Raw genomic sequence first — 13297 nt, forward strand, 5'->3', positions numbered from 1 at the left:
GCGTCAGCAGCGACGAGCCAAACGTCGTAGTCCTACTGGACGCAATATGCTTCGCGACGCGTGGCTTGCTCCTTTGACGCTCCAGCCGAGCACGCTTTCAACCGATCCACAGACACACACTGCAGGGCTTCGCAGCAGCGATCGCGGTTTTCTGAGTCTGTCTATTGGGGACTACTTGCGTCTGTTGCGCTGGACCGCTCGCCAGGGCGTCGGCGGGAAGAAAGTCCCAGCGGGGCTGGCGCGAACGCTGACCGCGCTAGGCATTGATGCGTCGATGTGGCGTGACTTGGTTTGGCACTGGAAGCAGTACTTCGGTAGGTCTTCCTGTGTGAGGCGGCCTGAGTCGATGCGAGCCGATGCGGCGCGAACGAAGCACCATTGGCATCGTGGCCAAGCGAGTGCATCGACTTGTTTCGTTTGATCGGTCGCGTGTTGTGGCAGCCGCGGACGTCACTGCTCCGGTGCATTCGTAGGCCGGCTTCGGCGTTTCGGCGACATGTCCCTTCAGTGCAAGCGGCCCGGCGGCTGTTTTTATCACCCAACGCGAGGGTCTGGCATCCGGCGTGGCTGCAAGGAATTGAGACTCAAACCAGATTGAGGCTCTATATAATGGGTGGCACCAAATGTGAAGGTGGGTGGCACCAAGTGATACACCAAGTGATAAAACTTCGAAAAGTTGATTGTCACGACCGCGCGCCCTGGCGTTGGTTTTATTGTCCCTGGTAACATCAAACGTGACTGAACTGGTATGCTGGATTCACGCATCCCGCTAGAATCCAGTACCGTGTTTTCGGAATACCCGCAGTCATTCTGGACATGCGTTTCGTTACCTTCTTCAAATTCGTTCGACAAACGGTAGGCACATGGGACTCTTCGATAAGCTTCGTGGCGAACTCATCGATATTATTGAGTGGATCGATGATTCGAACCATACGCTGGTTTGGCGTTTCCCTCGCCATAACAACGAAATCAAAAACGGCGCTCAATTGATCGTGCGTCCTGGGCAAGTTGCGGTGCTTGTTCACGATGGTGAGATCGCCGATGTCTACCCGCCGGGACATTTTGAGTTAACCACTCAGAATATGCCAATCATCACGACACTTTCCAGTTGGAAATACGGCTTCGAAAGCCCCTTCAAGGCGGAAGTCTATTTTGTTAGCACCCGACAGATCACCGATTTGAAATGGGGCACGCCCAACCCAGTCATGTTGCGTGATGCGGAGTTCGGCCCCATCCGTATACGTGGCTTTGGCACTTACTCGCTGAAGGCAGTGGAGCCAAAAGCGTTACTGCGTGAGATCGTCGGCACCGATGGCGATTTTCAATCTGACGAGATTACGGGGATTTTGCGTTCGATGATCACATCGGCGTTCTCGGACGTGATTGGTAAATTGAATATCCCCGCGTTGGATCTTGCCTCGCGTTATTCTGAAATTGCATCAGCGATTAGAACCGCTGTTGTTGAACAAATCGATGATGAATACGGTCTGGATTGTCCTCAATTAATTGTGGTTAACATCTCACTGCCCGAAGCGGTCGAAAAGGCGCTCGACACTCGCACCAGCATGGGCGTGATCGGGGATATGAATCGCTTTCAACAATATCAAATGGGACAAGCGATGACCGCGGCGGCAGAAAACCCTGGCGGCGGCGGTGCGGCGGAAGGAATGGGACTGGGCATGGGGTTTGCCATGGCCAGTCGGATGATGCCTCAAGCGGGCGGCGCCCCAGCGACCGCCGGTGCTGCTCCCACTGGGAGCGTTCCTCCTCCTCCGCCACCCTCCGCCGCATGGCATATCGCGGTCAATGGTGAAACGCGAGGGCCTTTTTCGATGCAGCAGATGGCTGCGGGGGTGAATAGCGGTGAAGTCAGGGCTGATTCGGTCGTCTGGACTGCGGGAATGGAAGGCTGGAAAGCAGCCTCCGACGTTCCTCAATTGGCTGTTCTATTCTCTGCGGCACCTCCGCCGCCACCGCCAGTTCCATAAGCATTACGTTTGAGTTGATGCTCTGCGTGATCGATTAACGCATGCACTGCTCCGTCGGGCTGAACCCGTTGATTGCCTTGCTATGAGGATCCGCACCACGTCGTTCCGCAGCACCTTACCCCGTACCCATTCGCCCCGCGACACTTTGGACCGTGACACTTTGGCCCACGAAATGAAAACCGAAGCCTCATTCCCATTGGCTCAAGCCAGCGGAGCTTTGCCGCATTCGCTTACCGCGTCAGTGGGATCGGAATGGATTGTGGATGCTTACGGATGTGAGCCCCGTGTTTTGCAGGATTTAAAGGTGATCGCACAGATTTGCGAAGACGCGGTCGCCTACCTGGGCTTGCAAGTGCTCGGTCAACCTCAACAACATGCGTTTCCCGGCCACGGGGGAGTTACGGCAATGTACATGCTTAGTGAATCGCACCTTGCATGTCATACCTATCCTGAACACCGCTTAGCCACCTTCAATCTATATTGCTGTCGTGATCGTCCGGGGTGGAATTGGCAAAAACAGCTAGAGGATCGGTTGGGATCGACTGAGGTCTTGGTTCGGCGCGTGGAGCGGGGTAACCTCGTGACACAACGTATGGCACAACGAGGCCAGGAATGAAGGTTCGCAGCGCGACGTGTCCGGCTTGCGGTGGCCCTGTTGAATTCAAAACCGGTTCCTCACTTGTTACGATTTGCGACTTTTGTCAAACCGCGGTGGCGCGGGGCGACAAAGCGGTCGCCGATTTTGGCAAAGTGGCCGATGTTGGCGAGACCAATTCGGGGCTCCGCTTGGGATTATCCGGCACGTTCAACAAGAAGCACTTCTTCATTTCCGGACGCGTTCGCTATTCGCATCCCGCGGGCGGGATCTGGGACGAATGGTATTTAGTTTTCCCTGGCGAAAAGTGGGGCTGGTTGACCGAGGCTCAAGGCAAATTCTACTTGATGTTTGAACGTCGAGTGACGAGCAAATTAAGACTGCCTGAATTCGCTTCAATTTCACTTGGCAGTAGCGTGGAGCTTGGTGACCGCGAGTTTTTCGTCCGCGAGAAAGGAACTGCAAAGGCGACCTCGGCCGAAGGCGAAATCCCCTGGGCGTTTCGTCCAGGAGATGATCACCGGTTTGTCGACCTCGATGGTGCCGCCGGGGCGTTTGCAACGCTCGAGTATGGCAAAACAACGAGTGTCTATGTTGGCAAGGAAGTCACTGTTGCGGAACTCGGAATCGACACGGGCGGAGCCGATCCGGAGAGCGAAAAACTGCGGGTCGCGGCACTTCAATTAAATTGTCCGCATTGTGCCGGGACGCTTTTGCTTCGCACTCCTGACGAAACCCAACGCGTCACGTGTCCGCATTGCCACTCACTGCTCGATGCTAGACAAGGGAAACTGTCCTATTTGCAAACGCTCAAGGCCAAGGAATTGAACCCGATTGTTCCGATTGGAACCGACGGCGTTTTTTTCAACAATCAATACACGGTCATTGGCATCATGGAGCGATTCGCACGGTACGAGGGCAAGACCTATCCGTGGACCGAGTATCTTTTACATCACCACGAACTTGGTTTTCGATGGTTGGTGGAAAACCAAAGACATTGGTCGTTTGTTGAACCCGTTTCCTACACGGGGCGGATCGGAGGGCGGCAGGTGTCTTACGATGGAAACACCTTTCGCATCTTCGATCGCGGCGTTGCCTATGTGCGTTATGTTGTCGGCGAGTTCTATTGGCGGGTAAAGGTGGGCGAAATGGTGCAAACGGCCGACTACATCGCTCCGCCGAAGATGTTGTCCATCGAAACGACGAAGATGAAATCGTCGGAGGAACGCAACGTTTCCTTGGGAACCTATCTGCGGGTCGAAGAGATTGAAGCCGCGTTTGGGATCAAGAACGTTGCTCGACCGTGGGGTGTGGGCCCGATGCAACCGGGCCCCAAGCTTGGCACCACGTTTGTGTTGACGTGGGGCAGCTTTGTGTTGTTGGTTTTTATGATCTATGCCATCAATTTCACTCGTGCCGATGGTTGGTTGACGATCTATGCAATGTTGTTTGTTTCGTTGCCACCGGCCGCGTTTCTGTTTTACGCTCATCAATTTGAAAGACAACGTTGGGCAGAAAGCGATTACAACCCGTACGCAACGGACGACTAGTGCTTTAGCGTTGCCAAGGAATGAATAAATGTTATGAGGAAAACGCTACTGATCATGTATATCTGTTTTGGGCTAAGCGTTTGTGTTTGGTATTCGATTGCAGCCGCAAAAGGCTGGCGGGCGCCAAACCTAGGTGTTTTTGACGGGATGGCTGCGGGCGGTGCGTCTGGCGGCGGTGGCTATGGCCGATCCTATGGTGGTTCCTGGGGAGGTGGAAAATAGTGTTTGGAATTGAAATGAGTACTAATTCGTTGTTGTTGATTGGCGCTGAAGCGACCGAGAGCTCGATGAGCTTGATTGGGGGACACTTGATGGCTGCGGTCGTGTTTTCGTTGGTTGGGATTCTCGTTTTCTTCGTGTCGTTACTGGCTATGGATAAACTGACTCCCTTTTCGTTGGTCCACGAAATTGTCGAAGAACATAATCAAGCCCTCGCCATCATCCTGGGCGCGATCGTGCTAGGGATTTCGGTTATTATCGCGGCCGCGATTCTAGGATAGAAATCGCTAATGAATCGCGCACCTTTGGCCCTGCTGTACCTGAACGTTCTGATCATTGCGACCTGCGGGTTGATCTACGAACTGCTCGCCGGAACGCTTGCGAGCTACTTGCTAGGAGATTCCGTCACTCAGTTTTCGTTGGTAATCGGCGTTTATTTGTCTGCACTCGGTGTCGGTTCTTGGCTATCGCAATACGTTCTAAACAAATTAGCGCGGACGTTCATCGAGGTCGAACTCGCGTTAGCGTTGATCGGTGGTTTGTCCGCTCCATTTCTGTTCGTGGCCTTTGCCTGGATTGAGTGGTTCCAGGTTTCCTTGTTTGGACTCGTCTTCGTTATCGGCACCCTGGTTGGGCTCGAATTGCCACTGTTGATGCGGATTTTAAAAGAACACCTAGATTTCAATGACCTCGTCTCACGGGCTCTGACTTTCGATTACATCGGAGCGTTGCTCGCTTCGTTGCTGTTTCCCATCCTGTTGGTTCCTCAACTGGGATTGGTGCGGACGTCGCTCGTTTTTGGGACCCTCAACGCACTGGTCGGGCTGTGGGGAACGTATCTATTGCGGCCGATCTTAAGCGAAAAAGGACTTGCTGGATTACGTGGACGGGCGATGTTAGTGGTGGGGCTTTTGATCGTGGGAATCATCAAGGCGGAATCGTTCACCACGATCGCAGAAGAAGCGATGCTGGCGAATCCGATCGTGTACGCTAAACAAACCCCCTATCAACGGATCGTGGTCACCCAGAATCAACGTGGTTTTCAATTACATCTGAACGGTCATTTACAGTTTAACTCGGCAGACGAATATCGCTATCACGAAGCGCTCGTGCATCCCGCTATGTCTGCATCGGATGCTCCGAAACATGTGCTTGTGCTGGGGGGAGGCGACGGGCTAGCGGTTCGCGAAGTCTTAAAATATTCGTCCGTGGAATCAGTGACGTTGGTCGACATTGATCCGGAGATCACCAAGTTGGGCAAAGAATTCGGCTTGATGGTCGATTTGAATCAGCGTTCCCTGCTCGATCCTCGCGTCACGGTGATCAATCAAGATGCGTTCATCTGGGTTCGCGATTCGAGTCAGTTGTTTGACATCGCGATCATCGACTTTCCTGATCCCGGCAGTTACTCAGTCGGAAAACTGTACACGACGCGGTTTTATCAAATGCTTCGCCGTCATTTAACGGACACGGCGCGAATCAGTATTCAGTGTACGTCGCCGCTTGTCGCTCCTCAGTCTTATTGGTGTGTCATCAATACGTTAAAGGATTCGGGGTTTGACGCGATTCCCTATTGTGCCTCGGTGCCCTCCTTTGGGGTTTGGGGGTTTGCCTATGCGACAATGTCGCCTGCGGATGGAAAGCCGATCGAGTTAGCGGAGAGCATTGGCCCGCTTCGCTTTCTGACGCCATCGCTGCTGAAATCCATGTTTGAGTTGCCAATGGATATTCGGCCAACCGCTACTGATCTGAATCGTTTAAACAACCAAGTGCTTGTCCGTTACTATGACAAGGAATGGAGTCAGAGCGAGTGAGCCAATCGCCACCGATGCTAAGTCGCCGTGAGTTGATGACGTTGTTGCTCGGCACGTCGGTTGCGAACTTGGCGGGGTGCACGTCTGGCGTGTTGCCCCCCGAGGGAGAATTGCTTAGTCCTGACTTTTCTCTAGGGCATCGCATCCGCGATGGTTTTCGTCCCCACATTGAACGGGATGAATGCGAGCACTCCGCCGTGGTGATCGTGGGAGGCGGAATCGCGGGGCTTTCGGCGGCTTGGCGTTTAAAGAAGGCGGGGTTCAACGATTTTCTGTTGCTGGAAATCGATCGGGAATGCGGAGGTACATCACGCAGCGGTGCACGTGGATCGTTCGCATTTCCATGGGGAGCCCACTATGTGCCAACGCCGATGCAAGAGAATTGCGGGCTCATCACGCTGTTGAAAGAGATGGACGTGGTCATCGGTGAAACGGCAGATGGATCCCCACGCGTGGCCGAACGATTCCTCTGTCGCGATCCACATGAGCGTGTGTTTGTGGATGGGAAATGGAGCGAAGGACTTTATCCGCGTGAGAATGCCACGGAAGACGACCTCGTCCAACTCGAGAGGTTCCAAGTCGAAATTGACCGTTGGATCAACCGACGCGATGAACAAGGGCGACGAATGTTTGCGATTCCTGTCGCAAACGGCTCCGATTGCGAACAGGTCACATCACTCGACCAGATTTCGATGCTCGATTGGATGGATTCTCATGCATTCTCGTCGCCTCGTTTACAGTGGCTAGTCGATTATTCTTGCCGCGACGACTATGGATTAACGATCGATCAAACCAGTGCGTGGGCAGGCATCTTTTACTTTGCATCGCGAGCCAAATCGACAACGACCTCGTCACAGGAGGTGATGACATGGCCCGAGGGGAACGGCCGTATTGTCAAGCACTTGGTCGATTCAGTGCAGCGTCAGATTCGCCGCTCGACAGGCGTTTGCAACATTCAAGTCAACTCGTCGGCCGATCGCTCCGCCAAGGTCACCTCGTGGAATCGTGAAACCGAGAGGCCAGTAGGAGTGCATTGCGACCAGCTGATTTTTGCGGCGCCGCAATTCATTGTTCCCTATCTGATTGAAGACTTCGATAAAATCACCGACCGCTCGGTGCAATCGTTTCAGTATGGTGCGTGGATGGTGGCCAATGTTTGGCTCCATGATCGCCCCCACGAGAATGGGATGTCGATGTGTTGGGACAATGTGATTTACCAAAGTAAGTCACTCGGTTACGTTACATCGACGCACCAATCGGGCTTGGATTACGGCGAGACCGTGATCACATGGTATTATCCGCTCACGGAGCACGAAGGGAAAATTTCGCGACAACAATTGCTAGGTATGACGTGGGCGGATTGGGCGGAAATTGTGGTTGCGGATTTATCGCAAGCCCATGCGGATATCGGGTCCTTGATCACGCGGATGGACATCATGCGATGGGGACACGCAATGATACAGCCACGTCCTGGATTTGTTTGGAGTCAGACGCGGCGCGACGCCGCCAAACCCATTGGCAATTTGCATTTCGCCGGCACCGATTTAAGTGGCGTGGCGTTGATGGAAGAGGCGTTTTATCACGGCGTACGGGCTGCCGAAGAAGTGCTTGCCAAGCGAGGTCAATCCTTCGAGTCGATTTTGTAGTTTGATGGTATCGATCTCCGAACCAACGTCTAAAAAAACGATCCCGTGGCTATTTTCGCCGCGAGTGGATTTGTTGACGTTCTTGGGGAGCGCCGTTATTGCGTTTGCACTCTTAGCGATTGGCATTCCCTTTGGTTGGTTGCATTCGGACACGCCTGAGTGGGCCTGGATCGCGACGATTTTACTGATTGACGTGGCACATGTTTATTCCACTGGTTTTCGGGTTTACTTTGACCGTGCCGAACTGCGGCGACGTCCTTGGCTGTACGGGTTAACGCCGCTAATGGCGTTTGGAATCGGTTGGGCGGTATACAGTGAGAGCGTCACAGGATTTTGGCGAGCGTTGGCCTATTTGGCTGTGTTCCACTTTATTCGTCAGCAATACGGATGGGTCGCCCTGTACCGCTCACGCGGCGGTGAAACGAGTCGATTGGGATGGTGGGTTGACGCCAGTGCGATCTATTTGGCGACGATCTATCCGCTGGTTTATTGGCACACGCATTTACCGCGACAATTTTGGTGGTTTCGTGACGGCGACTTTGCGATGCTTTCGTTTGATGTTGCCATGCTGCTCGCACCCGTCTACTGGGCTTCATTGGTGGCCTATGGAGTGCGGGCAATTTACCGAGCGTATTGGAAAGGGGAGTATTGTCCAGGGAAGGACATCGTCGTATTCACCACCGCGCTGTGTTGGCATGTTGGAATCATCACGCTGAATTCCGATTATGCGTTCACGGTGACCAACGTGATTATCCATGGCGTGCCCTACATGGTGTTGGTGTATTGGTACCGTTGGCGTGACGAAAACCAGCGCAGCGATCGTGAATCCCATGCCACGATCTCTCGTGTCGCAAAATTTCTCGGGATCGTGTGGGTATTGGCGTATCTCGAAGAGTTGCTTTGGGACAGCGGAATTTGGCGCGAGCGAGCGTGGCTTTTCGGCTCGGGGATTTTTAACCAACTGGGGCAAATCGATGGGCTCGAGACGACGTTGGTGCCATTGTTAGCGGTTCCTCAAATCACGCATTACGTGTTAGATGGATTTATTTGGCGGCGGAGATCGAATCGACGCTTTTCCGCAATGGTGCGCTCGTGACCACGAAGCGGTTGGTGTCTTGCGCCGTCAACGGTTCAACGCGTCGTGGGCTAGGGCTTGTCGAAGTGCTGGTAGTCCTGGCCGCGTTGCCAATGGCCGCCCCAGCCCCAACCGAGCCGCAGAAACGCTTGCGTGACGGAGTTTTCGTCGGTCAGGGTGCCCGGGGTATGCGGCGAGTAAACCGCTCCAGCCGGTGAAACGGATTCGCCGCGAACGTAGGGATTCAACAGCGGATTTAAGTCGATTGCTCGGCCGCGGGCGTGGTTCGATAGCCGAGTGGTGCCCGCGATCACGCGATAGTTGAAGGCCGAAGTGTTGTTGGCCTGCATTGAAAGCTCGTCGTCCCAGTTCCCCTCTTTACGGAACCTCGGGTGCGAAATCGGTATGACCGACTGGATGGGAAACTTTTCCTGTAGCGCGACGGCGAACACCCGTTGGATGTCGTGCTCTAATTCGCTGTCGATTAGGACTTGGCCCTGATGAATTTTGTGGTCGAACGAGTAATAAAGGACCGTGACGAGTTTCTGGCGCTCTCGAATCTCCTCGGGGCAATCGACCGCCAATCCGTCAAACGCGTCGGCGACGCTCATCGCACTGTCGATGATCGGATCGTCGAGGGTTCCAGCTGGCTCCGCGGCGAGGGTCACAGACGCAGCCGAGCCAAACATCACTAGCATGACCAGATTTGGAATCACAGAAAGGTTCATTGGATTTGTTATCTCCTGTGGGGATTCGATCTGTGCCATTACGCAATTGCGATCAGCCTGTGGCGTCGGGGAGCTTATCGCAATCGATCAAATTTCTCTCGGCGCGAGCGGATCGTGTGACGAATGGTGCGGCTCGGTAATTTTCACAATTGAATCGAACATCGATCAAATTTGGAGATGATTTTAAACGATTCTGCGATTCAGAAGGGACCGCATTAACGATTGAGTTCGGGCAGAATGAAGGCATCGTCGGCGTAGCGAGCGATGAACTGCTCGATCGCGTCAGCCTGGCCTTGGATTGCATCGTCTGCGGCGTCTTGCACGCCCGCGTCAGCTCGATGACGGAATAGCCGCGGCACCTTGACACGCACCGTCATTTCGACGGTCAACTTGATTCGCGTCCCTCCTGCTACCGCCTCGGTTGTGCCCGCTTCAGCTTCGTTGGGCACTGCGTCCAGTGTCGTTTTGTAGTTCTCTAGTCGCCCTGCTGGGCCTTCCGAAACGGTGGTCACGTGAAATGAATCCTGTTGAATGTCAACATTTTGGCGAAGCACAAGCTCGCTTGCTTCGAGCGTCGGGTCATCCAATTGCACCGTCAATTGTTTCACGGCTGCGACATCGGTCTTAGAGACACCGCGAATGGCGTTCAGCAGTGGGCGATCATCGCCGGACGTATCAAGTGCAACGTCTTGGATCCGTTCATCTAGCAACGTCATCCCGCTATGTTCGACGATTGCTGCGGTCGCATTTTTTCGCACCATGATCTGTCGGAATTTTGCAAAATCGCAATCGACAACAATGCTGCGATCCTGATACGCCGTAGCGCGATGTTCAACCGACCATCCTGACCAAGCAACCATTCCTCCAATGAAGATCAGAAGGGCAATTCCCAAAACGAAAATAGTTGCCCTCGTGCTAAAAGCTGGCCTAGCCTCGACGCCAATCGCAGTGTTCACGCCAGGACGGATGGCAGGGATGTCGTTTGATCCGAAGGGCTTGCGCAGCGGCGGTTGGGGATGATTCATGTTTTTATAGATGCAATGCAACCAAGTGGATTCGTTTCACGCCAGAAATTAATTTGGAAAAAGAGCCTTCATCGCCGATCGCGAAGAACGCTTAGCGATCGACTGCGTGCGAGCTTCAATGGTGCCGCGAAGCTAGAAACATTGAATCCAGGTTCAGCGATTCTAGTATTGGCTTTTTCGCCGGTCAGCGCGGGCATTGTCGTTTGCGTCGATGTCCACCAATGGGATGATCGCAAGCAACCTGTGTTAACGCTGAGCTCGGCACTTGAGCTGGCATGTTCAATGCATTGAGCATTTTTGATGCCGATTCGCAGGGATCTTTGCCCGTCGCAATGACCCGTCGCAATTATTCCTGTCCTTGCTGGTTGCAAAACGTCTCGGAACGTGAAAGCCGTTGGAACAGTGCTTGCAGTTTCGCGATGTCGACCGGTTTGACCATGTGTTCGTCAAAGCCGCAGACGTGAGCCTGTTGACGGTCTGACGATTGCCCGTAGCCAGTCATGGCGACGAGATAAATATGGGATGTCTCGGGACGTTCTCGCAATTTTCGAGCGAGATCGTAGCCCGTCATCCCGGGCATCGAAATGTCCGAAAAGATAATGTCGGGAATCGAATGGTTCAAACGGTCTAGGGCAACGCGGGCATCCTCGGCCACATCAACCTCGTGACCTAGCTTGGACAAAAGGCGTGCCATGATGGTGCGTAACGCCTTCATGTCTTCGACAACCAGGACGCGAAACGAGCGTGGTGAGTTGACCGTTTCAGGATCGAGAGCGACCGGAACGGTTGGTTCGGTGGCGGTGGACAGCGGGATGCGGACGGTAAACTTGCTGCCTCGTCCGATCCCGTCACTTTGTGCGGTCACGGTTCCGTCATGGATTTCGACCAACGTCTTCACCAAGGTCAAGCCAATGCCTAGCCCCGCGCTTCCGCGATGTAGCGAGTCATCGACCTGTGCAAACATTTGGAAAATATCATCCATCCGATCGGGTGCGATTCCGATCCCGTTGTCCCGCACCGAGATGGCCGCAAAACCTGGATCGGTGGCGGAGGGTTCGATGGACAAAGTGAGGTCGACGTTACCGCCACAATCGCTGTAGCGGGATGCATTATTGAGCAAATTGGAAACCACCTGGGTCATGCGAGCGGGGTCGACGCGGACAAAAACGTCGTCCGTGCCGAGATCGACGTGAAGGTGCTGCATCTTTTCCGAAATAAACGTGCTTGACGATTCAACGGCTGCCTTGATGACCTCTCGGAGTTCGACGACTTCCTTTTTGAGTTGAATTTTGCCGCGTTCGATTCGTGAGACGTCGAGCAAGTCCTCGATCAATCGGATCAGTTGTTCGACTTGCCTAGCCATCGTTTGACGCAGTTCTTCGGTTTCCGCATTTAACTTCGACATGCCCATCAACTGGATTGCGTTTTTGATCGGGGCTAGCGGGTTACGGAGTTCATGAGCGAGGGTTGCAAGAAACTCATTCTTGCGACGATCGGCTTCCGACAACCTGGCGGCAAGTTCCGCCATCTCGTCCTGGTCGTGTTTGCGTTCTGTTAAGTCTCGCATCACCTTGCTATAGCCAATCACGGTCTCATTGGCATCTTTGACAGCGCTAGTGATTCCCGAGGCCCAAAACCGTTCAGCTCCCTTTCGCATCATCCAACGATCGTCACTAGCACTCCCCAACGCGGCGGCAGTTTCGAACTCGGCATTGGGGATTTGCATGGCGACGGCTTCGGGTGTAAAGAGGAGTTCCCGAATGTCTTGGCCAAGAAACTCCTCTTCGCGGAAGCCCAACACGTTTAGCACTCCGCGATTCCATGTGGTCGCTCGGCAATCGGCATCCATGGCAAAAATGGCATAGTCCTCGATTTGCTCCAAGAACGTTCGCATGTATTGGTCCATGCGTGCATTCTCGGCTTCGAGTCGTCCAGCTCGGTCGAGAGTTTCTTGCAATCGATCGCGTTCGCTTTCGAGTGCCCGCGCCGACGCTTCCGCACGTTGTCGATTGTGTTGCACCAAGTACAGTACGCCAACGACAAGGATTAATCCCGCCACCGTTGAAAGGAGTGCGGTCGCTAATGCAGTCCAGTAGGTCGTTGCCGCGGTCTGTTCGCGCGCCGCGATCACGCCATCCTCGATTCTCCGAAACTCAGCAATGTGTTGATGGATGCTATCCATCGTCCGCTTGCCGATGTTGGTTGCCACGATCGTTTGCACTGTCTCGAATCCGCTCTCTCGACGTATCTCGATGCTGTCGGCTAGCTCTTTTAGCTTTTGGTCGATCAACTCCTGCAGCGGTGCAACCCTGGCCCGTTTGGTAGGAGCATCGGCTGTTGATAACTCCAATTGATTCATCAAACCGCCGATCTCAATGATCGCATTTTGATACGGTTCAAGGTAAACTTCCTGGCCGGTAATGACGAAGCCGCGTTGTCCGGTTTCGGCTGACTTCATCGTCGATTCGATCTGGTCAAGCGTGCTCAACAGTTCGTACGAACGCGCGACCAAATCGGTATGAGACCGCAACCGGCGCATGTTGTGAAAGGTGACAATGCCGGTGACCACCAACAACGCCACCGTTGCTGCGACCGCAAACGGTTCAGCCGGCCGATAGAGACGTCGAGTCGATTGATTTGCCTGCACGGGGGTTATC

At 53.9% G+C, this 13297-nt stretch carries 11 protein-coding genes and 1 pseudogene; 9 read left to right on the forward strand and 3 right to left on the reverse strand.

Annotated elements, in window-relative coordinates; translation table 11 throughout:
* The 9 genes and pseudogenes from Pla52o_RS17810 to Pla52o_RS17850 form a co-directional block, all read left to right on the forward strand.
* Nucleotides 1-421: pseudogene (locus Pla52o_RS17810) on the forward strand (hypothetical protein); the annotation flags it as partial.
* A gap of 442 nt (nucleotides 422-863) precedes the next feature.
* Nucleotides 864-1988: an SPFH domain-containing protein gene (locus tag Pla52o_RS17815; RefSeq protein ID WP_146595956.1), complete on the forward strand. Its 1125-nt coding sequence runs from the start codon at nucleotides 864-866 to the stop codon at nucleotides 1986-1988.
* Between the two features lie 172 nt (nucleotides 1989-2160).
* Entirely contained in the window at nucleotides 2161-2604 is a 444-nt protein-coding gene (locus tag Pla52o_RS17820) for an S-adenosylmethionine decarboxylase family protein (RefSeq protein WP_197169322.1), read from the forward strand.
* The gene (locus Pla52o_RS17825) at nucleotides 2601-4133 is read left to right on the forward strand and encodes a DUF4178 domain-containing protein (protein WP_146595958.1); all 1533 of its coding nucleotides are present in this window, start codon (nucleotides 2601-2603) and stop codon (nucleotides 4131-4133) included. The genes Pla52o_RS17820 and Pla52o_RS17825 overlap by 4 nt, the downstream gene beginning before the upstream one ends.
* Before the next feature lie 33 nt (nucleotides 4134-4166).
* Nucleotides 4167-4355 (forward strand): hypothetical protein, encoded by a 189-nt coding sequence (locus Pla52o_RS17830; RefSeq protein ID WP_146595959.1) that lies wholly within the window; start codon nucleotides 4167-4169, stop codon nucleotides 4353-4355.
* A 14-nt stretch (nucleotides 4356-4369) separates the two neighbouring features.
* Nucleotides 4370-4633 (forward strand): DUF350 domain-containing protein, encoded by a 264-nt coding sequence (locus Pla52o_RS17835; protein ID WP_197169323.1) that lies wholly within the window; start codon nucleotides 4370-4372, stop codon nucleotides 4631-4633.
* 9 nt (nucleotides 4634-4642) lie between these two features.
* The gene (locus tag Pla52o_RS17840) at nucleotides 4643-6166 is read left to right on the forward strand and encodes a polyamine aminopropyltransferase (RefSeq protein WP_146595960.1); all 1524 of its coding nucleotides are present in this window, start codon (nucleotides 4643-4645) and stop codon (nucleotides 6164-6166) included.
* Entirely contained in the window at nucleotides 6163-7812 is a 1650-nt protein-coding gene (locus tag Pla52o_RS17845) for a flavin monoamine oxidase family protein (RefSeq protein WP_197169324.1), read from the forward strand. The genes Pla52o_RS17840 and Pla52o_RS17845 overlap by 4 nt, the downstream gene beginning before the upstream one ends.
* A 4-nt stretch (nucleotides 7813-7816) precedes the next feature.
* On the forward strand, nucleotides 7817-8908 hold the full coding sequence (locus Pla52o_RS17850; RefSeq protein WP_146595962.1) for a hypothetical protein: 1092 nt from the start codon (nucleotides 7817-7819) through the stop codon (nucleotides 8906-8908).
* Nucleotides 8909-8958: 50 nt separating this feature from the next.
* Here the strand turns inward: Pla52o_RS17850 and Pla52o_RS17855 are convergent, their stop codons facing one another.
* The 3 genes from Pla52o_RS17855 to Pla52o_RS17865 all read right to left on the reverse strand — a co-directional run bounded on the left by Pla52o_RS17855 (nucleotide 8959) and on the right by Pla52o_RS17865 (nucleotide 13287).
* The gene (locus Pla52o_RS17855) at nucleotides 8959-9603 is read right to left on the reverse strand and encodes a M15 family metallopeptidase (RefSeq protein ID WP_197169325.1); all 645 of its coding nucleotides are present in this window, start codon (nucleotides 9601-9603) and stop codon (nucleotides 8959-8961) included.
* Between the two features lie 227 nt (nucleotides 9604-9830).
* The gene (locus tag Pla52o_RS17860; protein ID WP_146595964.1) at nucleotides 9831-10475 is read right to left on the reverse strand and encodes a hypothetical protein; all 645 of its coding nucleotides are present in this window, start codon (nucleotides 10473-10475) and stop codon (nucleotides 9831-9833) included.
* Nucleotides 10476-10986: 511 nt separating this feature from the next.
* Nucleotides 10987-13287: a CHASE3 domain-containing protein gene (locus Pla52o_RS17865; protein WP_146595965.1), complete on the reverse strand. Its 2301-nt coding sequence runs from the start codon at nucleotides 13285-13287 to the stop codon at nucleotides 10987-10989.
* Nucleotides 13288-13297 lie beyond the last annotated feature (10 nt).

Source organism: Novipirellula galeiformis (assembly GCF_007860095.1).
Classification (GTDB): domain Bacteria; phylum Planctomycetota; class Planctomycetia; order Pirellulales; family Pirellulaceae; genus Novipirellula; species Novipirellula galeiformis.

Bases quoted from the DNA above. Each gene is read 5' to 3' on its own strand.
- Pla52o_RS17815 (WP_146595956.1), top strand. From the start codon at position 864: ATGGGACTCTTCGATAAGCTTCGTGGCGAACTCATCGATATTATTGAG.
- Pla52o_RS17820 (WP_197169322.1), top strand. From the start codon at position 2,161: ATGAAAACCGAAGCCTCATTCCCATTGGCTCAAGCCAGCGGAGCTTTG.
- Pla52o_RS17825 (WP_146595958.1), top strand. From the start codon at position 2,601: ATGAAGGTTCGCAGCGCGACGTGTCCGGCTTGCGGTGGCCCTGTTGAA.
- Pla52o_RS17830 (WP_146595959.1), top strand. From the start codon at position 4,167: ATGAGGAAAACGCTACTGATCATGTATATCTGTTTTGGGCTAAGCGTT.
- Pla52o_RS17835 (WP_197169323.1), top strand. From the start codon at position 4,370: ATGAGTACTAATTCGTTGTTGTTGATTGGCGCTGAAGCGACCGAGAGC.
- Pla52o_RS17840 (WP_146595960.1), top strand. From the start codon at position 4,643: ATGAATCGCGCACCTTTGGCCCTGCTGTACCTGAACGTTCTGATCATT.
- Pla52o_RS17850 (WP_146595962.1), top strand. From the start codon at position 7,817: ATGGTATCGATCTCCGAACCAACGTCTAAAAAAACGATCCCGTGGCTA.
- Pla52o_RS17860 (WP_146595964.1), bottom strand. From the start codon at position 10,475: ATGGTTGCTTGGTCAGGATGGTCGGTTGAACATCGCGCTACGGCGTAT.